The 23,440-nt window shown below is 28.7% G+C and carries 26 protein-coding genes and 6 tRNA genes; 1 reads left to right on the forward strand and 31 read right to left on the reverse strand.

What is annotated here, in order from left to right; translation table 11 throughout:
• Positions 1-23 precede the first annotated feature (23 nt).
• The 29 genes from H612_RS0105970 to H612_RS0106110 all read right to left on the reverse strand — a co-directional run bounded on the left by H612_RS0105970 (position 24) and on the right by H612_RS0106110 (position 20,693).
• Positions 24-950 carry a manganese-dependent inorganic pyrophosphatase gene (locus H612_RS0105970; protein WP_027130612.1) on the reverse strand — a complete coding sequence of 309 codons (927 nt, stop codon included), beginning with the start codon at positions 948-950 and terminating at the stop codon, positions 24-26.
• 148 nt (positions 951-1,098) lie between these two features.
• Positions 1,099-1,587: a peptide-methionine (S)-S-oxide reductase MsrA gene (msrA, locus tag H612_RS0105975; protein ID WP_027130613.1), complete on the reverse strand. Its 489-nt coding sequence runs from the start codon at positions 1,585-1,587 to the stop codon at positions 1,099-1,101.
• Between the two features lie 302 nt (positions 1,588-1,889).
• Entirely contained in the window at positions 1,890-2,807 is a 918-nt protein-coding gene (locus H612_RS0105980) for a YihY/virulence factor BrkB family protein (protein ID WP_027130614.1), read from the reverse strand.
• A 3-nt stretch (positions 2,808-2,810) separates the two neighbouring features.
• Positions 2,811-3,068, reverse strand: coding sequence for a hypothetical protein (locus tag H612_RS0105985; RefSeq protein ID WP_027130615.1), 258 nt, complete (start codon positions 3,066-3,068; stop codon positions 2,811-2,813).
• 234 nt (positions 3,069-3,302) lie between these two features.
• Entirely contained in the window at positions 3,303-4,235 is a 933-nt protein-coding gene (locus tag H612_RS0105990; protein WP_027130616.1) for a GTP-binding protein, read from the reverse strand.
• Positions 4,236-4,289: 54 nt separating this feature from the next.
• Positions 4,290-5,351 (reverse strand): NAD(P)-dependent alcohol dehydrogenase, encoded by a 1,062-nt coding sequence (locus H612_RS0105995; protein ID WP_027130617.1) that lies wholly within the window; start codon positions 5,349-5,351, stop codon positions 4,290-4,292.
• 332 nt (positions 5,352-5,683) lie between these two features.
• Positions 5,684-6,406: a zinc metallopeptidase gene (locus H612_RS0106000; RefSeq protein WP_027130618.1), complete on the reverse strand. Its 723-nt coding sequence runs from the start codon at positions 6,404-6,406 to the stop codon at positions 5,684-5,686.
• A gap of 96 nt (positions 6,407-6,502) precedes the next feature.
• The gene (locus H612_RS0106005; RefSeq protein WP_027130619.1) at positions 6,503-7,273 is read right to left on the reverse strand and encodes an HAD-IIB family hydrolase; all 771 of its coding nucleotides are present in this window, start codon (positions 7,271-7,273) and stop codon (positions 6,503-6,505) included.
• 14 nt (positions 7,274-7,287) lie between these two features.
• Positions 7,288-8,595 (reverse strand): ribosome biogenesis GTPase Der, encoded by a 1,308-nt coding sequence (gene der / locus H612_RS0106010; RefSeq protein WP_027130620.1) that lies wholly within the window; start codon positions 8,593-8,595, stop codon positions 7,288-7,290.
• A gap of 141 nt (positions 8,596-8,736) precedes the next feature.
• Positions 8,737-9,945: a 30S ribosomal protein S1 gene (rpsA, locus tag H612_RS0106015; protein ID WP_027130621.1), complete on the reverse strand. Its 1,209-nt coding sequence runs from the start codon at positions 9,943-9,945 to the stop codon at positions 8,737-8,739.
• A 78-nt stretch (positions 9,946-10,023) separates the two neighbouring features.
• Positions 10,024-10,755 (reverse strand): tRNA (guanosine(37)-N1)-methyltransferase TrmD, encoded by a 732-nt coding sequence (gene trmD / locus H612_RS0106020; protein ID WP_027130622.1) that lies wholly within the window; start codon positions 10,753-10,755, stop codon positions 10,024-10,026.
• Positions 10,755-11,264, reverse strand: a complete 510-nt coding sequence (gene rimM / locus H612_RS0106025; RefSeq protein ID WP_027130623.1) for a ribosome maturation factor RimM — start codon at positions 11,262-11,264, stop codon at positions 10,755-10,757. Before rimM ends, trmD begins: the two co-directional genes overlap by 1 nt.
• Before the next feature lie 13 nt (positions 11,265-11,277).
• Entirely contained in the window at positions 11,278-12,837 is a 1,560-nt protein-coding gene (locus tag H612_RS0106030; protein ID WP_027130624.1) for a PhnE/PtxC family ABC transporter permease, read from the reverse strand.
• Positions 12,812-13,549, reverse strand: a complete 738-nt coding sequence (gene phnC / locus H612_RS0106035; protein WP_027130625.1) for a phosphonate ABC transporter ATP-binding protein — start codon at positions 13,547-13,549, stop codon at positions 12,812-12,814. The genes H612_RS0106030 and phnC overlap by 26 nt, the downstream gene beginning before the upstream one ends.
• Before the next feature lie 173 nt (positions 13,550-13,722).
• The gene (locus tag H612_RS0106040; RefSeq protein WP_027130626.1) at positions 13,723-14,070 is read right to left on the reverse strand and encodes a DUF6568 family protein; all 348 of its coding nucleotides are present in this window, start codon (positions 14,068-14,070) and stop codon (positions 13,723-13,725) included.
• Positions 14,071-14,200: 130 nt separating this feature from the next.
• A tRNA-His gene (locus tag H612_RS0106045) sits at positions 14,201-14,276 on the reverse strand.
• 14 nt (positions 14,277-14,290) lie between these two features.
• Positions 14,291-14,363: transfer RNA gene (locus tag H612_RS0106050), tRNA-Phe, on the reverse strand.
• Between the two features lie 5 nt (positions 14,364-14,368).
• Positions 14,369-14,444 (reverse strand) — tRNA-Asp (locus H612_RS0106055).
• Positions 14,445-14,466: 22 nt separating this feature from the next.
• Positions 14,467-14,541, reverse strand: a tRNA-Glu gene (locus H612_RS0106060).
• Between the two features lie 11 nt (positions 14,542-14,552).
• Positions 14,553-14,640: transfer RNA gene (locus tag H612_RS0106065), tRNA-Ser, on the reverse strand.
• Positions 14,641-14,642: 2 nt separating this feature from the next.
• Positions 14,643-14,715 (reverse strand) — tRNA-Asn (locus H612_RS0106070).
• A gap of 96 nt (positions 14,716-14,811) precedes the next feature.
• Positions 14,812-15,696 (reverse strand): phosphate/phosphite/phosphonate ABC transporter substrate-binding protein, encoded by an 885-nt coding sequence (locus H612_RS0106075; protein WP_027130627.1) that lies wholly within the window; start codon positions 15,694-15,696, stop codon positions 14,812-14,814.
• 169 nt (positions 15,697-15,865) lie between these two features.
• The gene (locus tag H612_RS0106080) at positions 15,866-16,636 is read right to left on the reverse strand and encodes a YlmH family RNA-binding protein (RefSeq protein WP_027130628.1); all 771 of its coding nucleotides are present in this window, start codon (positions 16,634-16,636) and stop codon (positions 15,866-15,868) included.
• Positions 16,637-16,646: 10 nt separating this feature from the next.
• Positions 16,647-16,922 (reverse strand): YggT family protein, encoded by a 276-nt coding sequence (locus H612_RS0106085; RefSeq protein ID WP_027130629.1) that lies wholly within the window; start codon positions 16,920-16,922, stop codon positions 16,647-16,649.
• A gap of 2 nt (positions 16,923-16,924) precedes the next feature.
• Positions 16,925-17,347: a cell division protein SepF gene (locus tag H612_RS0106090; protein WP_027130630.1), complete on the reverse strand. Its 423-nt coding sequence runs from the start codon at positions 17,345-17,347 to the stop codon at positions 16,925-16,927.
• A gap of 156 nt (positions 17,348-17,503) precedes the next feature.
• Positions 17,504-18,664, reverse strand: a complete 1,161-nt coding sequence (locus tag H612_RS0106095) for an AI-2E family transporter (RefSeq protein WP_027130631.1) — start codon at positions 18,662-18,664, stop codon at positions 17,504-17,506.
• A 17-nt stretch (positions 18,665-18,681) separates the two neighbouring features.
• The gene (locus H612_RS0106100; RefSeq protein ID WP_027130632.1) at positions 18,682-18,885 is read right to left on the reverse strand and encodes a DUF1146 family protein; all 204 of its coding nucleotides are present in this window, start codon (positions 18,883-18,885) and stop codon (positions 18,682-18,684) included.
• Between the two features lie 27 nt (positions 18,886-18,912).
• Positions 18,913-19,866, reverse strand: a complete 954-nt coding sequence (gene corA, locus H612_RS0106105; protein ID WP_027130633.1) for a magnesium/cobalt transporter CorA — start codon at positions 19,864-19,866, stop codon at positions 18,913-18,915.
• Positions 19,867-19,937: 71 nt separating this feature from the next.
• Positions 19,938-20,693 carry a TrmH family RNA methyltransferase gene (locus H612_RS0106110; protein WP_027130634.1) on the reverse strand — a complete coding sequence of 252 codons (756 nt, stop codon included), beginning with the start codon at positions 20,691-20,693 and terminating at the stop codon, positions 19,938-19,940.
• Positions 20,694-20,834: 141 nt separating this feature from the next.
• Here H612_RS0106110 and H612_RS0106115 point away from each other — a divergent pair, with 141 nt between their 5' ends.
• On the forward strand, positions 20,835-21,221 hold the full coding sequence (locus H612_RS0106115) for a rhodanese-like domain-containing protein (RefSeq protein WP_027130635.1): 387 nt from the start codon (positions 20,835-20,837) through the stop codon (positions 21,219-21,221).
• A 230-nt stretch (positions 21,222-21,451) separates the two neighbouring features.
• Here the strand turns inward: H612_RS0106115 and trxA are convergent, their stop codons facing one another.
• Positions 21,452-21,757 carry a thioredoxin gene (gene trxA, locus H612_RS0106120; protein ID WP_035500389.1) on the reverse strand — a complete coding sequence of 102 codons (306 nt, stop codon included), beginning with the start codon at positions 21,755-21,757 and terminating at the stop codon, positions 21,452-21,454.
• Between the two features lie 76 nt (positions 21,758-21,833).
• Positions 21,834-23,438: a chaperonin GroEL gene (gene groL, locus H612_RS0106125; RefSeq protein ID WP_027130637.1), complete on the reverse strand. Its 1,605-nt coding sequence runs from the start codon at positions 23,436-23,438 to the stop codon at positions 21,834-21,836.
• Positions 23,439-23,440 lie beyond the last annotated feature (2 nt).

Below are 23,440 nucleotides of genomic sequence, written 5' to 3' on the forward strand. Positions count from 1 at the left end.
TACTACCTAAGCTAAAGTTAAAACTACTTAGCAAATTCTTCTGTAATTTGAGGAACTACTTGTTTTTTTCTTGAAACAACACCTTCCAATAACATAAAGTCATTGGCTAATGTTTTTCCAAAAGCATTCGCTACTTTGTCTTTTTTCCCACCTAATACTAAAACTTCTGAATTAGAAGTTAAAATATTTGTAATAACAAAAACAAAAGCTGATAATGATTTTGAAGAAATTTCAGTATTAATTGCTTTTTCTAATTCTTCTTTACGTTCTACTACTTCTTTTTCATCGACAGTATTAATTTGAGCAACAATAAGTTTATCTTCACCTAAAATAAACTCTTTAGCATCTAATGAGATTAAATCTTCAGCCTTCTTATCCTTAGTAGAGGCCCCTGCTTTTAGCATAGCTAATCCATATTCTTCAAGATTTACTTCTGCTATTTCTGCTAATTCATTAGCTGCAACTTTATCTTGTAAAGTGCAGGTTGGTGATTTAAATAATAATGAATCTGAAATAATGGCAGAAAGCATAAGCCCTGCTATTTGTTTATCAATATGCACACTTTGCTCTTCATAAATTTTTTTCAAAATAGTAGCTGTACACCCTAAAGGTTCTGCACGATAATACAAAGGACCTGCCGTTTCAAAGTTCGCTATACGATGATGATCTATTACCTCTCGAATAATGGCTTTTTCAATACCATTTGCTGATTGTTGGAATTCATTATGATCAACTAAGATCACATTCTGTCCTTCGTTAACTTCATTAATTAAACGTGGTTCTCTTACATCAAAATATTTCAGGGCATATTTCGTCTCATCATTCAATTCACCTAGACGTACCGCTTCAGTATCCATTCCTTGCATTCTTTTTAAATTATTATAAATAACAGCAGAACATATAGAATCCGTATCTGGATTTTTATGCCCCAAAATTAAAATATTAGTCATTTTTAAACTCCTCACTTATTCATATACTTAATATATATTTTACCTTTTTTTTTACTTTTTTTCAAAGTTTTTCTTAATTTTTTATTTCAAAGTTATCCTTAATTAGTTTTACTTCTTTATCTATAATCGCCACATTTACAAATATTGATTATAAACTTTTTTTCGCTAATGATAAATCTACATGACAATACCCTGTAGGATTTTTTTCTAAATATTTTTGATGATACTCTTCTGCATCAATATAATTAGCTACTTTTTCAACTTCAACAGCAATTTTTTTAGTAAAATTTTTCTGAAGCTCATCTATAAATTTCACTACCTCTTCTTTTGTTTCTTCGTCAACATAATAAATGCCCGTTCTATATTGTCGTCCAATATCTGCACCTTGTTTATTAACACTAACTGGGTCTATGATTCTGAAATAATGACGAAGAACATCATTTAATGGTAACACATCAGCATCATATTTTAAGTAAATTACCTCAGCGTGATCTGTTGATTTAATTTTTGTATAATCTGTTTCTTTAGTTTCTCCGTTACTATATCCTGCTCTAGTTTTAATCACTCCTGGAAGTTGAGAAAAATATCCCTCAACTCCCCAAAAGCATCCTCCAGCTAAATAAATTTCTTTTTTCATATTCAAAAACTCCTTTCAAAATTAAAAATTTTCAATTTAATAACAATCTATAAAATAAAATTCAATAAAATAACAAATTTATAAATAGTTGGTGGCGTATCAATAACTATAAATATTTCACAAATTTTTAACAGTTATTTTAATATATTTTATCTATATCATTATACTATAAATTATGTGCTTTTAACATAATAACATCCTAAAATTTATATTTTGTGTTTATTAAAAAATAAAGTTTGCTCAATTCTACAAATAAAAATTTCAACAATAAAAATCTCAAAAGTAAAAATTACTCTTGAGATTTAAAATAAACTATTTTCCTCTTTTGTATGGGTTTCTTCAAAAACTCTATGCTCAACTTTATAATTATGAAAAATTGCATTTATCTCAGCACCTAAAATCAAAATATATCCTGTAATATATAACCAAATAATAAACGCCATTAATGCACCAATAGTTCCATAAGTTTTTATATAACTGGAAAAATGATCAATATAATATCCAAAAAGTCTACTTACTAAAGTCCAAGATATTGTAGAAAACAGTGCCCCTGGAAATAAACTTATAGATTTTACTCTAACATTTGGTCCTAGTATATACAAAAACACAAATACTATAAAAGTAAATAACATAGGAAAACTGTAAGTTAAATATGACCATAGGTTTGAAAATCCTTCATCAAAATTTAATTTATGAAATAGTAGGTAAGTTAGCTGCTTTCCAAAAACTACAAGTGCCAACACTAAAAACATTCCTACTAAAAATAAAATAGTAAATAAAATACTTATCAGTTTAGTAACTATCCAAATTCTTCCATCACGAACTCTAAAAGCATTATTAAAAGCGATTATAATCCCATAAATTCCATTAGAAGCAGACCATAATGTAAATACAATACCCACGGTAATAATAGTATTACTTTTATTATTTAGCACTTCACTAATCATATTAAATAAATAATCACCTAAATCTCCCGGTGCAAAAGTTTGAATTTTATTTAATAAAAATTGTTGATCGATTCTAAAATATGGAGTTAATGCTAATGCTACTATTAACATCGGAAAAAGAGATAGAATAAAATAATAGCTAAGGTTAGATGACAGAATCGAAATTTCATCATACATAATCCTATAATACATCTCTTTACAAAATTTTTTAAAAGTTAACTTCCCCTTAGGTTCTTCTTCATAAAACGAATAATTTTTTTCTGGAATAAACATAACTTAGAAAATAAATTTTGCTACAGTTTTGGCAGCTTTATAGTAGATAGGTATTGAAGAAAGAGAAAGTAATTTTGAATTATTCTTTTTATAATTTTCTTTATTAATTATGACATAGTCTTTGTCTTCTAAATATTCTTTGTACTTATTAATTTTTTCTAATTCTTCTGCAGTAAATTTTTCTTTTTTTGATAAAGCCCTTGATACTACAGCAGCACAAGCACCTGCAGCGGCTAAAGTTAATAAAGTATTTTTGTTCATTTATATCTCCTTTATTTCACTGATGATTATGTAAAATATTTATTATTATATTTTAACAGCATAATAACATTTTAAACCATTTACTTAAACAAAGCAACAATTATCTTAAAAGAATTAATCTTATTGTAAAGATTTATTCTACAATTAGCACTAGACTACATAGTCACTAATTTATTATTTTTATTATTTTTTCTTTTAATAACAGCAAGCATAGTTATTAAAAAATAACTAGTTTTAAAAAACTTTAAATAAATTTTTTAATAAACATTTTTCTAGATTCTCACCTATTATTACTACTCTTTCATCAGACATTTTTTCACAACCAGTTATTGCATAATTTTTTCCTACAAGATCAAATTTAAAATAATTATTTTCTATTGAAAAATATCCTTTTGCTCTTTCTATATTCCCAAATTTTCCAGACGTTAAAAGTAGCAAAATATAAAATAGTACATCTACTGATTCTATATTTATATTATCGAAACTAATTTGTTCTAACTTTCTCTTCTTATTATTTTCAACTTTGAAATTTAATTTTATCTTTTTATCTTCTTTATGCAATGATGTTTTTACATCTAAAATATTTTGCCAATTTTTTTCCGACCACCTACTATAATGAGTAAGCGGAAACTGTGTGCTTTCCTTTATATTTAGCTCTTTTTTTAATTCTAAAAAATCATTTTCACACATATTTTCTGATTTACTTACAACTATCAAACCACTGTAATTTAATTGATCTTCTAAATATAATTTAAAATTTTCTAAACTATTTTTATAATTATGGGCATCTATTATAACTATAGGAAGTCCTAATTCTATCCTTTCATAACTTATTTTATTCAATTTTTTAATTATATTACTAGTCATTGCAATACCACTTGGTTCTATTATTAAATAATCTGGATTCAATGTATTAGCTATAGTCAAAACAGAATGCGTTAAATCTAAATTTACAGAACAACAAATACACCCTTGCGTTAGTTCCCATATCTTTACCTCATTAGCAATGTCGTCTTTTAAATTTTTTCTTAAGTACTCACCATCTAAATTTAACTCTCCAAATTCATTTTCTAATATAACAAATTTTTCTTTTGTATTTTCGGATAAACTCTTTACAAAGCTAGTTTTTCCAGCACCTAAAAATCCCGATATTAAAATTATCTTCACCTAACACACCACCTATAAAAAACGGAAAAGCATCCAGCTTCTCCGTCATTAATATTAATTTTCCAAAATAACAACTGGTTTTATTAAATCAGCTGGCTTTTCTTTCATAAGTAATAAGGCATCTTCTACTTTGTCAAAGCCATAAAATTTATGAGTTAATAGATGATTTACGTCTAATTTCCCACATTCAATTAGTTTTGCTAATTTTTCTAAGCGTAATCTTCCTCCTGGCATTAAACCTCCCAAAATTTGTTTATGTCCCATTCCAACACCCCATTCAACACGTGGGATATTTATGTAAGTACCTTTACCTAAGTAATTTACATTTCCTATTTTTCCTCCAGGTTTTAAGCATTTAACAACTGGTTCCATCGTTTCTACACTACCTCCAGCTATTATAGCTTTATCTACTCCTTTTCCATCTGTTAGTTTTAGTACTTGTTCATCAATTGATCCTTCTTTATATCCAATAAAATCAGTTGCACCATATTTTTTAGCTACATCACGGCAAATTTGTCGAGTACCTACTGCAATAATTCTAGATGCCCCTCTCAAATTTGCTCCAGCTACTGCCATTAAACCAACTGGCCCAATTCCGACTACTAGCACAGTATCTCCAAACTGTACATCAGCTAACTCCACACCATGAAATCCTGTTGGTACCATATCAGAAAGCATACACGCTTCTTCTACACTAACTCCATCTGGAATATGTGCTAAGTTTCCATCTGCATCATTCACATGGAAAAATTCCCCAAACATCCCATCTTTAAAGTTAGAAAACTTCCATCCTGCTAGCATCCCCCCTGAATGCATTGGAAAACCTGCTTGTGCCTCTAAAGAATTCCAATCAGGCGTTATAGCTGCAACCATAACTCTATCTCCAACCTTAAAATCTTTTACTAATTCTCCTACCTCCACAACAACACCACAGCCTTCATGCCCCAATATCATATCAGTTCTTTCGCCAATTGCTCCTTCCCACACTGTGTGCACATCTGATGTACATGGTGACAACGCTAATGGTTTTATTATAGCATCGCTTGGTCCACAAACTGGTCTTTCTTTTTCAATCCAACCAATTTCTCCAATTTTTTTCATAGCAAAACCTTTCATAATGTTTCTCCTCCTTTTGTTTTGTAAAACAATTATCTCATTATTTTTTAAAATTTTCAATTATTAAAACTTATATTATCCTTCTCATTTCAAAATATAAGACGATTTTATATTTATTATTTTTATAATTGTTTTTCATATTTATTTCAAATTAAATTGAAAAAAAATTTATTCTATAATAGATTTTATATTACAAAAAAGAAAATTTATAATAAAAACTATATTTTTCAATTTATCTTGTATAACAATATAAAAAAGCGATTACTACAAAAGTGAACTGTCCCTTAAATTAATTTTAGGTACAGCTCACTACAGCGTAATCGTCTTTTATTCTAATCTCTATTACTACTCAATAATATAAATATAAATCTTAACATTTCCATTAAAGCTACTAATGCTGCTGCTACATATGTTAAAGCTGCTGCTGTTAAAACTTTTTTGCAATGTCTATGTTCTTGTTCATCAACTATATTAAGATCTACAACTTGTTCTAAAGCACGCTTAGAGGCATCAAACTCTACAGGCAAAGTTACCACTTGAAATAGTACTGCAAATAACATGAATCCTACACCTATCCAAGCCACCGTATAACCAAATTGCCCTATTAGTCCAGTCAACATAAAGCCTACTAAAATTAAAATAGTTGATAAATTTCCACCAATATTTGCTAACGGAACTAAACTATGTCTCCATCTCATAGGTTTGTAATCTGCAACTTTATCTTGGATAACATGTCCCACTTCGTGTGCTGCTATTGCTACTGAAGCAACTGTTGGTTGTGAATAAACTATCGGAGACAAAACAACAACATCTTTAGTGGGGTCATAATGGTCTGATAATTCATCTTCTCCTTTTATTACCTCAACTCCAGTTATTCCATTAGCTTGCATTATTATTTCCGCAACTTCTTTTCCTGTTAATCCTGATTTTGTTCTTACTTTTTTGTATCTCTCATATGTACTTCTTACTTTAAATTGTGCCCATAACGGAATCAACATTATCAATAAAAAGTAAAGTATGTAACTAGCCGACGTTCCATAAAATCCTATTGGCATATCAATTTCCTCCTAGTGGTAAATATATAAAGAAGATTATATCATGTTCTTCTATTATTTGCTAGTATTTTCTACCATTATTTAAGAAAAATTATTTTAACTTCCCTGATATTTTATAAACAACTCCATTATTTTATCAGCAATTTTTTTCTCAATATTTGCTCCTGAAATTATTTCGTCTGCAACCTTAGTTAATTCCGAATATTCTCCAACTTGAATTCCATATGTCGCGTTCTCTATCATTTCTATATCATTTTTATCATTTCCAAATGCTACATATTCTGGAGATATATTATTAATTATACTATTTGCTTTATTAATATCTACAGGATTAATGTAGATTGCTCTTTCTATTTCATGATACATAATAGAAACTTTTTTTTCATCGTTTGAAATATTTAAAATTTGATCACGAATTTCTTCATTTTTATTAACAAAAATTGCCATTTTTATAGGTTCTAGCATTTCATCTAGTTTTAATGATTTTGCAACTTTGTATTTATCAACATACTTGAAAAAGCTAATTTCTTCTTCCTTGTTATATACATAATTTATATAATCATCTATAAAATAAGGTAAATCATATTTTTCACAGAACTTTAATATTCTTAAATAAAAATCCTTATTTAAGGGTGTATAAGTTAATAAATTTTGATTTTTATATACTGCTGCTCCATTAAGCGAAATAACAATATTTTCCTTAAAATCGTCTTTTAAAACTGGCATACAATCCCGGTATGATCTTGCAGATGCAAAACAAATTTCATGGCCATATTCTTCTGCCTTTTTTAAAATTTCTATTATTTTATTTGAAATATTTTTTCCATCAAAACAAATTGTACCATCTAAATCAAATACAAATTTCATAATTAACTTCTACATCAATTTCTTTTTCTTGCTAATAATTTTATTGGTGTTCCATCAAAATTAAATGAATCACGAATTCTATTTTCTAAAAATCTCTCATAAGAAAAGTGCATTAATTCTGGATAATTTACAAAAAATACAAATGTTGGTGGGTTAATTGCAACTTGTGATGCGTAAAAAATGTTTAACCTCTTCCCTTTATCCATTGGTGTTGGATTCATAGATACAGCATCAACGACAATTTCGTTTAATGTTGACGATTGAATTCTTCGCTGTCTATTTTCATACGATTCTTTTATTAATGGAAAAATGTTAAATACTCTCTGTTTTGTCTTTGCAGAAACATAAATAATCTTAGCATAATCTAGATAAGAAAAATTATCACGAATTTTCTCATCAAATTCCTTCATTGTTTTGTCATCTTTAGCTATTGCATCCCATTTATTGACAACTATTATTACCCCTTTTCCTGATTCATGTGCATAACCGGCAACTTTTTTATCTTGTTCAATAATCCCTTCTTCGGCATTAAGAACAACTAAAACAACATCGGATCTTTCTATAGCTTTTAATGAACGAAGTACTGAATATTTTTCACATGATTCATATACTTTTCCACGTTTTCTTATACCTGCTGTATCAATAACTACATATTCATCCCCATTATGAATAAAATCGGTATCAATAGCATCTCTTGTTGTTCCCGCAATATCAGATGCTATTACACGCTCTTTTCCTAAAATTGTGTTAATTAAACTAGATTTTCCTACATTTGGTCTCCCTATTAAAGAAAATCTAATTTTTTTATCTTCTACTTCTTCGTCAGATACTTTGAAATTTTTGCAAACTTCATCTAATAAATCTCCAATACCTAAACCATGTGAGCCAGATATTGGGAACGGTTCTCCAAAACCTAATGAATAAAAATCATAAATCATATGATTCATATCAAAATTATCAATTTTATTAACTGCAAGTACAACTGGTTTATCTGTTTTGTAAAGAAGTTTCGCTACCTCTTCATCGTCACTAGTCACTCCATCACGACCGTTAGTTAGAAATATAATTACATCAGCTTCATCAATTGCCAATTCTGCCTGTGCCCTAATTTGCTTTTGAAATGGAGTATCCTCTAACTCTATTCCTCCAGTATCAATCATAAAGAAAGAATAATTTAACCATTCTGCTTTTGAATATATTCTATCACGAGTAACTCCCGCTACATCTTCTACTATAGAAAGTCTATCCCCTATTATTTTATTAAAAATAGTAGATTTCCCCACGTTTGGTCTTCCTATAATAGCCACTGTTGGTTTTGCCATCTTTTTACCTCCACAATATAATTAATATAGACTTATTAATTAAATATCAATTTCTAAAAAAATTATTACTCTTATTCAAAAAATAATAGCAATAGACACCTATCAATCTACTGCCATTATTTTTTCTAATTAATCTAGAAATTAAAGTTCAATATCTTTAAATTTATCTGCAACACTAAATGAAGTATCTTCGTCTTTTAAATAAGATGTGTCAAATTCTGGTTCTTCTTTAACTTCTTCTTTTTTAGGTTTTTCCTGTAATTCTTTTATAGTTAAAGACAATCTTTCATTTTCAAAATCTACATCAAGTACTTTTACAGTTACTTTATCACCTCTGTTAAGAACATCTGATACATTATTTACTCTCTCGTGAGAAATTTGAGAAATGTGTACTAATCCCTCTACATCATCCATAATCTCTACAAATGCTCCAAACGCAGTTGTATTACGTACAACACCTTCTAGCACATCTCCAGTTTTAATGGTTGCACGAGCTACTTCCCACTGTGTTGGTAACAATGTTTTTGCCGATAATGATACCCTTTCATTTTCTTTATCAACTGCAATTACTGCAACTTTTACCATATCACCAACAGAAAGAACATCTTCTATTTTATCAAAACGCTTATGTGATATCTCGGAAATATGAAGTAATCCATCAATCTCTCCTAAATTAACAAATGCACCAAAGCTAGCAATACGATTTACTTTTCCTTCTACAACATCTCCTACATTAATATTATCGTAGATCTCCGCTAATTTTTTAGCCTGCTCTTCTTCTAAAATCACCCTTCTATTTAAGATAATTTTATTTTTAGATTTATCAACTTCTTCAATTTTGAATGTATATTCTTTACCTACAAAACTTGATAAATCTTTTTTAAATTTAACATCAATATAAGATCCTGGAATAAACGCACGTAATCCCTCAACTTCCGCTAGTAATCCACCTTTTGTTTGTGCAGATACAGTTGCAGTTATATATTCACCATTTTCAAATTTTTCTATTAACTGAGTCCAAGATAACTCCATAAGTTTTCTATATTCAGCATTTTCTAAAATTTTATGTGACAGATAAATCACACCTGGAACATCTTCTGTTCTTTTTTCACGATCTACTCTAATACCAGTAACTTGTGCTTCTATTTCATCACCAACCGATAGTATTTCTTCAATATTTTCAAACGGCTTTCTTGTAATTTGATTTCGCAAAATCACACAATCATACTGCGCTCCTGCTACATCAACATATACTCTATCAGATTCAATTTTAGATACAGTTCCAGTTACCTTATCTCCTTTTTTTAGCATTTCTGAGCTATTTAATAATTCCTCAAATGAAGTTGTCATTACTTCTAATCCTCCTGTGCTTACAATAACATACTATATATTATACATCAAAATTGCTATTATGTCATTTATTTTATGTTAATTTTTTAATTCTTTTTTTATTTCATCAAATAATTTTTTTTCTTTTTCATCTAATTTATAATTCTCCAACAAATCTGGTCGCCTCAAATATGTTCTTTTTAAACTTTCTTTTTTTCTATATATTTCTATATTTTTATGATGACCTGAAGTTAATACATCTGGAACTATCATACCCTTATAATTTTTTGGTCTGGTATACTGTGGATATTCTAAAAGTCCAGTTGAAAACGAATCATCTTTATGTGATTCTTCTTTGCCTAAAACCTCAGGAACTAATCTCGCTATACTATCGACCATAGTCATTGCAGCAAACTCCCCTCCAGTCAAAATAAAATCACCTATTGACAATTCATCAGTTACTAGATACTCTCTTATTCGTTCATCATAACCTTCATAATGACCACAGATAAAAACTAAATGTTCTTCTTTAGAAAGTTCCTCTGCTTTTTTTTGACTAAACCTTTCACCTTGAGGGCATAACAAAATAATTCTTGTACTTTCTGTTTTATTTAGACTTTCAATCGCATTAAATATTGGTTCTGGCTTTAAAACCATTCCTTGTCCCCCACCAAACGGATAATCATCCACCTGATTATGCTTATTTCCAGAAAATTTTCTATAATCTACAATATTTATATTAACAAGTTGTTTTTCTTTCGCTTTTCCTAAAATAGAATGATTAAGTGAAGTAAACATTTCTGGAAATAATGTTAAAATATCTATTTTCATTAGTTAAATAACCCTTCCATTATTTCAATTTCTACTTTTTTATTTTTTATATCTATATTTTTTACAACATCCTCAATATATGGAATCAAGACTTCTTTTCCTTGTTCATTTTTTATAACCCAAACATCATTTGCTCCTGGAGTCAATATTTCTATTATCTCTCCCAAAAATTTAGCATTTTCATCAAAAACTTTACAACCTATAATTTCATGAAAATAAAATTCGTTCTCTCCTAGTTCTTCTGTATTCTCTACATCAATTTTTATCTGCAAATTCTTTAATTTTTCTGCTTCCTCTATTGAATTTATTTCTTCAAATTTTACAAGTAATGAATTCTTGTGTTGTCTATAATTTTCTACAACGACCTCTTTAATCAGTTGATTTCCTCTTGTAATCAATAATTTGTTACCTTTTGAAAAACGTTTCTCTTCAAAATCTGTAGAAGAAATAACTTTTAACTCCCCTTTTAATGAATGTGTATTTACAATTTTTCCTACTTTTAAACGCATTAAGATCTCCTTTTTATTTCTTTACTTTTATCCTTATCAAATATGATATATTTTCTATAATAATTATCGCTGAACATAATCCAATCAAAAGGGTTGATATTCTATTCCAATTTCTATACTCTATATTATTTACTAGAAGCTGACCTATTCCTCCTGCTCCCACCATTCCTAATATAGTAGAATTTTTTATATTCGATTCAAATCTATATAAAACTATTGTTACAAATTCTGGAAAATATCCATTAAAAATTATTTTTATATAGCTCACAAAATTTCCTAATCCCAAACTTTTAGTTGTCAACAAAATATTACTATTCATTCCTTCAAGTACTTCACTATACATTTTTGTAATCACACCTATTGTGTAAATATAAAGGGCAAAAAAACTACTTATCATACCTGGACCAAACCCTCTAAAAAATATTAAAGCAACTATTATTGGTGGAAAGGTCCTTAATATGTTAACGATAATTTTAGAGATTATTGCCTTATATTTTCCGAATAAATTTGCAGAAGCTAAGTACGAAGTTATTATTGCTGTAAATGCTGCAAAGGCTGTTGCAACAAATGCAATAATAATGCTTACAGCTAATTGAACTAGCATTTTAGTAGTATAAGACCAATCAGGTTTAATTATTTCTGTTACAAAAACTTTTAGTTGTTTTACACCTATTAAAAATCTTTCTCCACTTATATTTATAAAATTACTAACATAAAAAATACTACCAACAATAAGTAACGAAAAAATAATTTTAAAAATATTTTTCTTAAATATAAACTTTTCATAAGTCACATAATTAATACTTTCTAAATTTCTAAAATAAAAACTAATTGAATCTATTATGAAAATTAAAATTACCAATACTAAAATAATTAAAGAAACCCTGTCATAACGAAGATGGTTTAATTCCTTCCATAAACGCTGCCCTATTCCCCCTGCTCCAACTAAACCTAAGACACTAGCTCCTCTTATACTTGATTCTAATACAAGAAAATAAACAGAAATAATAGCAGGTTTTAAATTTGATAAAATTGCATTTTTATAAAGGGCGAATTTTGACACTCCCAAACATTCGACAGCCTCTAAATGTTTTTTTTCAATTTCCTCTGCATACTCTTTTAAAAGTTTTGATGCAGTCAGTAAATTTATTATATACATACTTAAAAATCCACTAAAAGCTCCTGTACTAAATAAACTAACAAGAATAGCCGCAACAATTAAAAATGGTAATGTCCTAAAAATTGAAAAAATTGCACTTACAAACTTAGGAATTAGCTTTAATTCGAATAAAATATTCGTCAAAAATGGTAGTATTATTAAAACTGTAAGCAATGCTAATATTGATGAAAACAATGCAATATTTAAAGTTTCTATAATTGGTTGATACAAACTTTTTAGAATACTAAAATCTATTGGATACATTCTTAAAATAAGATTTTTTATTCTTTCAAATCCCAAAGAAAAACTCTTCGCATCATAAGATGAGTACGCAACTAAAAACAATAAGATAAATAATGCATAACTAAATAATTTTCCTAATTGTTTTTTAATTATAAAGTTCTTCAAATTCATCATCACTCACCATATTAGAATTTTTGTAAAATAAAATCTTGCCGTCTTTTAATCCTAAAATTTTGTTGCTGTATTTTTTTGCTAAGTTTATATCATGTAAATTTATTAAAATACTAATTCCATTTTCTTTATTTAACTTACTAAAAGTGTCCATAATAAGATAGGTATTTTTCTCATCTAAACTACTAACTGGCTCATCTGCCAATATAATTTTTGGATTCTGAGCAAAGGACTTCGCAATTGCTACTCTCTGTTTTTGTCCACCTGATAAATATTTTGATTTCCTAAATGCTTCATCTTCCAATCCCACTTGTTTCAAATATTCAATACCTTCCTGATATTCTTTTTTCGAATAACCTAAAATAAGTTCTAAAAAAGATTTTTTTGATAAATAAGGAGTTAATACATTTTCCACTGTATATAGATTATCTAAAACATTGTAATCTTGAAAAATAAATGCAATATTTCTTCTTAATCTTTTTAATTGTTTTTTATTATAGTTTAAAATATTTTTTTCTCCAAAAGCTATTTCCCCTTTTTGAGGGCGATTCAAAAGGTTTATACATCTTAAAAGTGTTGATTTACCTGCACCGCTTTTCCCAACAATCGCTACAAAATCTCCTTCTTTAACCTCAAAAGATAAATTATCTAAAACTTTTTTTTCTCCATAATTAAAAATCAGATTTTCTATCCTTAATCTTTCGCTTTTCACTGCTTCACCCCACTATTTTTATATAGTTTTTAATATAATTTGAATAAACATCAATTTATTAATGATGATTAAAAATTTTATAGATAATATTATATCATTTTATTTTTCATTTTTCAGCTTTTAAACAAAAAAACTTACCCTTTGTTATTAAGAATAAGTTTTTTCGTTAAAATTTAATTGATAAATTCTCTTATTTCTTCTATAGATAAACTTGAATCACAGACAACTCTTACGTCTTTATTTTCAGACACCAATAAACCTGGAACTGTTTTTATCGAAAATTCTTCTCTTAGATTATCAATACCCTCGCTATCTTTTGAATCTTGACTATTTATAAAATATACATTTAAACTATCATTTATTATCACATCACTCAATTTTGGCATAAATTTCCTACAAAATGGACAAGTCGCCCTTCCTACAAATAGGATAAATTTTTCTTCTGATTCAATTTTTTCCAAAGCAATTTTAGAATTTATAATTTCATAATATTCCAGATATTCTTCAAATGTTTTTTCCATTATCTGCACACTCCTCTATTTTAGTATACCACTATTCTACTTTATAAAATTTTTATATACCAGTTTTTTGCTTACAAAAAAAGTAATACGCAAATAACTGCATATTACCTCTAACAATAATTTATATTAATGGGGCGGATAAAGGGAATCGAACCCTCGAATGTCGGAACCACAATCCGATGCGTTAACCACTTCGCCATATCCGCCATAAAATAAAAAATGCCTTGAGACAGAGTCGAACTGCCGACACATGGAGCTTCAATCCATTGCTCTACCAACTGAGCTATCAAGGCAAAAATGGCGGTCCCGACGGGAATCGAACCCGCGATCTCCTGCGTGACAGGCAGGCGTGATAACCGCTACACCACGGGACCAAACTCTTATTCTCAATTCAAATGGTGACCCGTACGGGATTCGAACCCGTGTTACCGCCGTGAAAGGGCGGTGTCTTAACCACTTGACCAACGGGCCAATAAAAAAAACGGAGCAGGAGGGATTTGAACCCTCGCGCCGGTTTCCCGACCTACACCCTTAGCAGGGGCGCCTCTTCAGCCTCTTGAGTACTACTCCAACTCCACAGGCAGGACTCGAACCTGCGACCGATCGGTTAACAGCCGATTGCTCTACCAACTGAGCTACTGTGGATAAATATTCATCACTTAACGAACATTTAATATTATACAAAAGTATTAACATAATGTCAATACTTTTATATAATTTTTTTGGAAATTTTTCATCTATTTACTTCACTTTTCCTAAATCAATATTCATCTTAGCTGCTACTTTTTCAATAGTTTTATAAGAACTTTCATTTACTTCTTCAAAACCTGCAATATTATATAAATTTTTTAATATATCCATACTTGCTGTATCATCTTGAATATCAAGCAATGCTTCTTTTATCTTATTTTGCATATCACTACCCAACATTCCAGAAGCTACAACAGTGACACCTGGAATCAACTCACTTTTTGCTAGAACTTTTATATCACTTTTCGCATTCGGAAATTCTTTTTCATATTTCTTTAAAAGATTCTCGTAACTAGCTATCGCATCAACATCCTTATCCAATAAAAGCTGTAAACTCTTATCATGTCCCCCACTGTACTGATAAGATATATCTTTTTCTAAATCTATCCCTGCATCTTTTAACATAGCACCAGGATAAATATACCCAGAAGATGATGATGGATCAACAAATGCAATTTTTTTACCTCTTAAATCTTCTATTTTAGAAATATTAGCATCATTTCTCACAAAAATTTCTGAATAATATCCTGGCTTTCCATTTGGAGTTTTTCCTACCAAAATATTTTTTGTATTACTTTGCTTTTGTGCCAAAATTGCCGAAAATGGTGGAACAATTCCAAAATCCACACTTCCACTACCAATTCCTTCAATTACTCCTATGTAGCTACTAGCTACAAATACTTCTACTTTCACACCTAGTTTTTGACTCAACGCTTTTGCAAACGGCTCTAAATCTTCTACTAATTTTTCACTATTGCTGCTTGGAACAACTCCCATTTTTAAAACTCGCTCTTGTTTATTTTCTCCTTTAGTTCCACATCCTAATAAGGAAAATAATAAAAAACTTGTCAATATACATAATAATACTTTTTTCATTATATACCCCCTACTTTTCATTTTTATAAAAAGTATATCACATTCTATTAAAATTTCAAGTAATTTTTTTACAAACAAGAAATGTGATAACATGCATGCAAACTATGAATATTTATAAACTAAAATAAGATCAATAAGTAAAAAAATAAAAGCTAGATAACTCTAGCTTTTAAATTGGTTTAGACATTGTTACTCTATACTTTAAAGATTTCTTATTTTGAATTTGTCCTCTAAAAATAAATCTACCATAGCGGCGTATAGAAATTATATCACCTGTTGAACAAGTTTTTTCCCCATTTCTTATAACGACATGATTTACTTTTATAAACTCCTGTTCTAAAAATTCTTTTATCTTACTTCTTGATTTATTTGTTATTTTAGCAGCTATTGCATCTACTCTTAATGATGAAGTAACAATTTCAAAATCAGAAAATTGTTTTTCTATTTTTATTTTAGAAAATTCAATTTTTTCTAAAGAAATATTTACACGTCCAATTTTAGAAAGATTCATTGTAACGAAATCTACAATTTCTTCATCTACAAAAAGATATATTTCATTTTCTTGAACTACTATATCACCAAATCTATTAAAATTTAACCCTAAGTTATAAACGGCTCCTAAAACATCCTTATGTTTTAATTCATTAAATTTATTATTGTATGTTGCTTTCAAGCAACATATTCCATATTTTATATCATAATAATCATTAGAAATTATCTTCGCCTTTTTTCGCTCAGAAGTATCAATACCTCCAAAAAATTCTACTTTAAAATCTTTATAGTTATGAAAAATCAATTTTTCTAAAATAATCTGTTCAAAATTTGTCAAAAAATTAGTAACTGTATTTTTATTACTTGAAAAATTGATCGTCTGCAATAATTTTTCTGCCACTGCTAGTTCTTCTTTGGAAGACATTGCTAAAAAATTTAATTTCTTCATATCGTTTTCTCTACATAAATAATAAACTTAGAATTATTCTCTGAATAATATTTAACACAATAAATGCGATAATCGGAGAAATATCTAACATTCCTACTGGCGGAATAAATTTTCTAAATATTTTCAAATATGGTTCACATATCGTAGCAAGAAATTCTACTATTATATTGTTTCTAAACTGTGGAAACCATGAAGTAAGTATGTACGCTAACAAACAATACTCATAAAATCCAAATAAATATCTTATAAATCTAAATACCCAATAATACTCTGTTAAATTTAACAATACTAATACTCTCCTTCGTAAAAATCACCTGATACTTCTACTCCATTAGGTACACAAAGATAAATAGCCTCACCTATAGTTTTTAATTTTGCGTTTAGTGCATAAATTCCACCAGATATAAAGTCCAATAGTCTGTCTGAAGTATCTATATCCAATTTACCTAAATTAATTATAACTACTTTATTTTTTTTTATGTCATCTATAATATCCTTACTATCTGCAAAAACTAGTGGTTCAGTTAAAATTACATTATTTGTTTTACTTAATGTTTGATTCACAGCCGTTTGTTTATTTGCCACTTGACTCTCCTTTGATACTCTTACTCTAGGTTGAGCTCTTGGAGCCTCATCCATTTCTTCTCTTGTATCTTCTTCAAAATCTTCTTCATTTACAAATAAATTATTAAATTTTTTCATCATACTCATAATATTACAACCTCAATTATTATATATTCAATTAACCAATTATAACATAAATATATATCTTTTTAAAACAATATACAAATATTACTATTTCTTCTATGTACAATATAATAAACAAATAACCTTAAAGTTGCTTAAAACTTTAAGGTTATACTGAAATTACCCATAGTATTTATTATATCTATTTTTCAACATATTTATTAACCTAATTGTTAAAATTTTTAATATTGAATACACTGGAATACCTAATATTGCACCAACAACTCCTGCTATATTTACTCCAATTAAAATTACAAAAATTACAGTTAAAGGATGCATTTTCATACTTCTTCCCATAATATTAGGTGATATTATATTACCTTCGCAAAATTGAACAATACCCCAAACAACTAACATTTTAATAACCATTATTCCGCTAGTAGAAGCTGCAACCAACATAGCTGGTGTTATTGCTAATATCGGACCTAAATAAGGAACTATACTCAAAAAAGCTGCAATAGTTGCCAAAGAAAATGCGTAATGTAATCCAATAATGTTATATCCTATAAATAGCATTACCCCTAAACACAATGATACAAGCATTTGTCCTTGAATATATGAACCAACTTTTTCATCTATCTCATTGACAGTTTCATCAAATGAGTACTTTAATCTATTAGGTACCAAACTTATTATGTATTTCTTAAATTTAGCTGCATCTTTCAATAAGAAAAATAATATAAATGGCATTGTAATCAACACTGAAGCTGTAGAAGATAACGAAGAAGCTATACTTTGTGCTGCTGAGGAAGCAACAGTAACTGCTTGAGAACTTATTTTTGAAGTATTAAGATTTGTATTTATATATTCATTTACTGCTTTTACATATGTATTATCAGAATTTGTATCTAAATATCCTCGAACTGCTTCAATATATCTAGGCATGGCACTTATCAAATTTTGTGTTTGTTCTACCACTACTGGAACTATTCCTATAATAACAACTAAAATAACGATAACACCCACTAACATCGCTAATAAACTGGCAATAAACCTCGACATTTTTTTTGAGAATAAATCTACTAACGGATTTAAAATATAGTAGAAAATATATGCTAATATTATCGGTGTAATTATGCTTGAAACTATTGCATTTATAGGATTAAATATATAAGATATTTCTGTGTAAATATAAATTGCTATCCCCAATAATATAACAACTATAAGAATGTACAAAATAAATTTACCGCCTAAAAAAGCCAACAATTTATCTTCTCTTGACATTTCTGTTTTCTCTTTTTCAATACGTATTTTTTTCTCTTTTTCTCTTTTTTCTTCCATGTATGCTCCTTTCTTAGTTAAAATAATGTTAATGATAATTCGTACAACATCATTATTGCCATAAAAACAATATACCCTAGAGCAAATGATAATAAACTTATGAATATTTTTATTTCTCTAGTACTATTCTTTTTAAAAAATTTGCTGAAATCTAGTTTAATTAAACTAAAGTTAGAAATTAAAATTAATGTAAATAACAATGTCAATTTTATATAATTCATATAATTATCCTTAATTTAGCCGATATATTATTTAAACATATCTAACCATCCTTTTTTCTTAAATACCCACAACATTCCACCAGCAATAATTAACATTACTGCACAAACAATAAAATAACCATATTCCCATTCCAACTCTGGCATATTCCTGAAATTCATACCATAAAGACCAACTATAAATGTCAATGGAAGGAATATTGTAGAAATAACAGTTAGCGTCATCATAATATTGTTTGATTTAAGCGAGTTATATGTCATAAAGTTTTCACGAATATCACTGGCCAACTCTCTATTTGCCTCTATAATTTCCGTCTGTTGTACTAAATCGTCATAAATATCATGAAAATATTTTCTATCATTATCTGTCATCTCAACTCGTCTTGATACCAAAAATCTGTGAATTAGTTCACGCATAGGTAAAAGCCCACGACGAAGTTTTAAAAGATCACTTCGAAGATCAAATACCTCATCCATAATTTTACTACCAGATGTATATGAGTCCGTTTCTTCAATTTCATCAAGACGATTTTCTATTTTTGAGATAATAGGTATATAACCCTCAACTATTTCAGAAACTAACATATGCATAACATGAAGCGGTGAATATTGAGCACCACGCTGCAAGATTTTAGGTATAACTTTATTTACGTATCTTATATGAGAGAGGTGAAACGTAACAATATAATTTTTTCCTACGAACATATTTATAGTTTCATAGTCATCATCTATATTTTTTAAAACATGAGATACTAAAAATATTTGCTGCCTTGTTATTTCAATTTTTGGTCTTTGTAAAAGGGTTAAACAATCTTCAATTAAAAGTTCATGAAACTTAAAAAACGTTGACAACAAGTTTATCTCACTTCTTGTTGGAGTATCAAAGTCAACCCAATACCAAGCAATATCCTGGTCATTAAGTCTTTCCAAATTAATATCAGTTAGAATATTTCCTCTTTTATCTACTGCTAGTGTTTTTAACATTAGACCTCACCTCTCTTAAAAAATTTTTTCACAATTACAATAATACCATACTTATTGTAATTAGTAAATTTTTATTTCAAATTATTTACAATATGATGCATAACTATCCCAGCAGCTATAGAAACATTCAAACTTTCGGCTCTTCCTGGCATACTTATTTTTAAAAGATTATTCACCTTATCCAATATTGACTCGGAAACACCTGATCCCTCATTCCCAAAAACTACAGCAATATTCCCTTCTATATTCCTTATTTCTTCTAGATATTTTTCTCCCTTAAGTGAGGTTGCGTACAAGTTAAAATCATCCATTTTAGAAATTAATTCTTCTATATTAATGTTTTCAAAACATTCTATATGAAAATTACTCCCTTGTGTACTACGAATCACTTTTTGCCCATATAAACTTGTAGTTCCTTTACCTAAAATTACACAATCAAAATCAAAAGCATCTGCCGTCCTTATAATTGTTCCAAGATTTCCTGGATCTTGAATTCTGTCTAAAATCAAAACTTTACTGTAGTTGCTTATATCGAAATTTTTTTCTTCTATTCTACATACTCCAACAATTCCTTGTGTTGTTATTGTATCTATTAATAATTTCATGATGTTATTTGAAACTATGGTAATTTCTCCGGAAAAATCATTCAACAAATTCTTATCATCAAAATCTTCTGACACAATTACTTCTTCTACTAAATTTGTACTAAGTGCTTCTTCTACTAAATGTTTCCCCTCTATCAAATATCTTTTATACTTTTTTATATTTCTATTTTCTTTAAGCTTTTGTAAATCCTTTATTTTTTTATTACTAGATGATGTTATCATTTTACCTCCATAATTTTTATATAATTAAGATAGTTTTTTATTTTATTTTCCTTAAATATAAGTATATCATAATCCATATTGAATAAAGTTATAAATTATGATATAATTTCTCTATTGATAAATATATTTATAAAGGAGTTTATTATGTCATTTTTAGTGTCAACCCTAATAATACTTGCTGTATTTGGAGCAGTTGGATTATTTAATTATCTAAGATTAAGAAATGCAGTTACAAAACTTCCTTATGCCGAGTTTAGACAAAATCTTAGAAAAGTTCAATTGATTGATGTTAGAGAAAAAGAAGATTTCAAATATGCTCATATTAATGGAGCGAGAAATATGCCACTTTCTCAATTTAATTTTTTATATACCTCTCTTAGAAAAGATCAACCAATCTATCTTTGTGATAAAAACGGAACAGTTGCGCCAAGAGCTGCTCTAACATTGAAAAAAAATGGTTATACTAATGTATATATGTTAAAAAACGGTCTTCAAGATTGGAAAGAAAACCTTAAAACTAAAAAGTAATTTTTTGACCAGTATCATAGGATATTGGTTTTTTATTTTATTCTATTTGTTAAATATTAATCTTATATATTAAAATTATATTTATTAATATCAATATCATTAATTTAATTTTCATCTATAAACCTTAATTTAATTATAAAAAAACTAACTCGTTAGCAAACAATCACAAATAACAAACTCTAATACATTTTAAATTTATTATTTCTCTACTATTGAGTTAGCTTTATATTTTAGTATTTTGATAATAATTCTACTAATGCTTCTTTAGGTAAGTAACCTGTTTTTTCTTCCAATACCTCACCATTTTTCATTACTAGTAAAGTTGGAATCGACATTACCCCAAATTCAGCTGCGGCTTCTTGATTTTCATCTACATTAATTTTATAAAATTCAATATTAGTTAATTCATTAGACACTTCTTCCAACACTGGAGCCAACATTTTACATGGCCCACACCATGGTGCCCAAAAATCAAATAGTTTTACACTATCAGTTTTTGACAATTCATAAAATTCTTTATCTGTGATTTCTCTCATTGTTTTCTATCTCCTTTTATATTATGAATATATATTATAATATTACACTTTGTTATTCAACTATTTTGTCTTAAGATTACATCATTGGCATTTGTGATTGCATTGGTTCATCATCTGAAATATCAGCTACGACCGCTTCTGTTGATAAGAATAAGCTTGAAACGCTAGCTGCATTTTGAAGTGCAGAACGAGTTACTTTAGTTGGATCTACTATTCCTGATTTTATCATATCAACCCATTCTTCTGTCGCTGCATTATAACCTATTCCTACTTTTTCTTCTTTCAGCTTTGCTACTATTACACTACTTTCTACCCCTGCATTTTCCGCTATTTGACGAACTGGAGCTTCTAACGCTTTTTTTATTATATTTATTCCTGTCAGTTCGTCTCCAGTCGCCTCTAATTTTTCCACTTCTGAAATTACTTGAACTAAAGCTGTACCTCCTCCAGGGACTATACCTTCTTCCACCGCCGCACGAGTCGAGTTAAGTGCATCTTCGATACGAAGTTTTCTTTCTTTAAGTTCTGTTTCAGTTGCTGCACCTACTTTTATTACCGCAACACCACCTGAAAGTTTTGCCAATCTTTCTTGAAGTTTTTCTTTATCAAATTCTGATGTAGATTCTGCATACAATGCTTTTATTTGTTGAATACGACTTTCTATATTTTCTTTTTCACCCTTACCATCTACAATAACGGTATTATCTTTAGTCACATTTACTTTAGCCGAATTTCCCAGCATTGTGATATTTGCATCTTTTAATTCTAATCCTAAATCCTCTGTTATTAAAGTTGCACCTGTTAGTATTGCAATATCTTCTAGAATTGCTTTTCTTCTTTCGCCAAATCCTGGTGCTTTTACTGCAACTACATTAAACGTACCTCTTAATTTATTAACTACTAAAGTTGCACTTGCTTCTTGTTCAATATCATCGGCAATTATTAACAATGGTCTGGCTGCAGCCACAACTTCTTCTAAAACGGGTAAAATTTCTTGAACTGCATTTATTTTCCTATCAGTAACTAAAATATACGGATTCTCTAGATCTGCAACCATTTTTTCTGTATCACTTACCATATATGGTGAAATGTATCCTCGATCAAATTGCATACCTTCAACAACTTCTAAAGTAGTCTCTAATCCTTGTGATTCCTCTATTGTAATTACTCCATCGTTTCCAACTTTCTCCATAGCTTCTGATATAAATTTTCCAATTTCCTCATCTGCTGCAGATATTGCCCCAACTTGTGCTATTTTATCTTTTGAATCGACAGTTACACTTATTTCACGCAGACGTTCTACAGCCGCTTTTACTGCTTTTTCCATTCCCTTTCTTATTCCTATGGGATTAGCACCACTAGTAACATTTTTTAATCCTTCTGTTATCATAGCTTGTGCCAAAATGGTTGCCGTTGTTGTTCCATCTCCAGCAATTTCATTTGTTTTATTAGCAACCTCTGCTACTAATTTCGCCCCCATATTTTCATATGGGTCTTCTAATTCAATTTCTTTTGCGATAGACACTCCATCGTTTGTTATCAATGGAGAACCAAATTTTCTATCTAAAACCACATTTCTTCCTTTTGGTCCTAATGTAATTTTTACAGCATTCGCAAGTTTATCCACACCACGCTTCATTGATTGACGTGCATCTTCTGAAAATTTTATTTCTTTAGCCATAA

It is taken from the genome of Gemella cuniculi DSM 15828, from assembly GCF_000425665.1.
GTDB lineage: Bacteria > Bacillota > Bacilli > Staphylococcales > Gemellaceae > Gemella > Gemella cuniculi.

Bases quoted from the DNA above. Each gene is read 5' to 3' on its own strand.
- H612_RS0105970 (WP_027130612.1), bottom strand. From the start codon at position 950: ATGACTAATATTTTAATTTTGGGGCATAAAAATCCAGATACGGATTCT.
- msrA (WP_027130613.1), bottom strand. From the start codon at position 1,587: ATGAAAAAAGAAATTTATTTAGCTGGAGGATGCTTTTGGGGAGTTGAG.
- H612_RS0105980 (WP_027130614.1), bottom strand. From the start codon at position 2,807: ATGTTTATTCCAGAAAAAAATTATTCGTTTTATGAAGAAGAACCTAAG.
- H612_RS0105985 (WP_027130615.1), bottom strand. From the start codon at position 3,068: ATGAACAAAAATACTTTATTAACTTTAGCCGCTGCAGGTGCTTGTGCT.
- H612_RS0105995 (WP_027130617.1), bottom strand. From the start codon at position 5,351: ATGAAAGGTTTTGCTATGAAAAAAATTGGAGAAATTGGTTGGATTGAA.
- H612_RS0106000 (WP_027130618.1), bottom strand. From the start codon at position 6,406: ATGCCAATAGGATTTTATGGAACGTCGGCTAGTTACATACTTTACTTT.
- H612_RS0106005 (WP_027130619.1), bottom strand. From the start codon at position 7,273: ATGAAATTTGTATTTGATTTAGATGGTACAATTTGTTTTGATGGAAAA.
- der (WP_027130620.1), bottom strand. From the start codon at position 8,595: ATGGCAAAACCAACAGTGGCTATTATAGGAAGACCAAACGTGGGGAAA.
- rpsA (WP_027130621.1), bottom strand. From the start codon at position 9,945: ATGACAACTTCATTTGAGGAATTATTAAATAGCTCAGAAATGCTAAAA.
- trmD (WP_027130622.1), bottom strand. From the start codon at position 10,755: ATGAAAATAGATATTTTAACATTATTTCCAGAAATGTTTACTTCACTT.
- rimM (WP_027130623.1), bottom strand. From the start codon at position 11,264: ATGCGTTTAAAAGTAGGAAAAATTGTAAATACACATTCATTAAAAGGG.
- H612_RS0106030 (WP_027130624.1), bottom strand. From the start codon at position 12,837: ATGAATTTGAAGAACTTTATAATTAAAAAACAATTAGGAAAATTATTT.
- H612_RS0106040 (WP_027130626.1), bottom strand. From the start codon at position 14,070: ATGGAAAAAACATTTGAAGAATATCTGGAATATTATGAAATTATAAAT.
- H612_RS0106075 (WP_027130627.1), bottom strand. From the start codon at position 15,696: ATGAAAAAAGTATTATTATGTATATTGACAAGTTTTTTATTATTTTCC.
- H612_RS0106080 (WP_027130628.1), bottom strand. From the start codon at position 16,636: ATGAAGAAATTAAATTTTTTAGCAATGTCTTCCAAAGAAGAACTAGCA.
- H612_RS0106090 (WP_027130630.1), bottom strand. From the start codon at position 17,347: ATGAGTATGATGAAAAAATTTAATAATTTATTTGTAAATGAAGAAGAT.
- H612_RS0106095 (WP_027130631.1), bottom strand. From the start codon at position 18,664: ATGGAAGAAAAAAGAGAAAAAGAGAAAAAAATACGTATTGAAAAAGAG.
- H612_RS0106100 (WP_027130632.1), bottom strand. From the start codon at position 18,885: ATGAATTATATAAAATTGACATTGTTATTTACATTAATTTTAATTTCT.
- corA (WP_027130633.1), bottom strand. From the start codon at position 19,866: ATGTTAAAAACACTAGCAGTAGATAAAAGAGGAAATATTCTAACTGAT.
- H612_RS0106110 (WP_027130634.1), bottom strand. From the start codon at position 20,693: ATGATAACATCATCTAGTAATAAAAAAATAAAGGATTTACAAAAGCTT.
- trxA (WP_035500389.1), bottom strand. From the start codon at position 21,757: ATGAGAGAAATCACAGATAAAGAATTTTATGAATTGTCAAAAACTGAT.
- groL (WP_027130637.1), bottom strand. From the start codon at position 23,438: ATGGCTAAAGAAATAAAATTTTCAGAAGATGCACGTCAATCAATGAAG.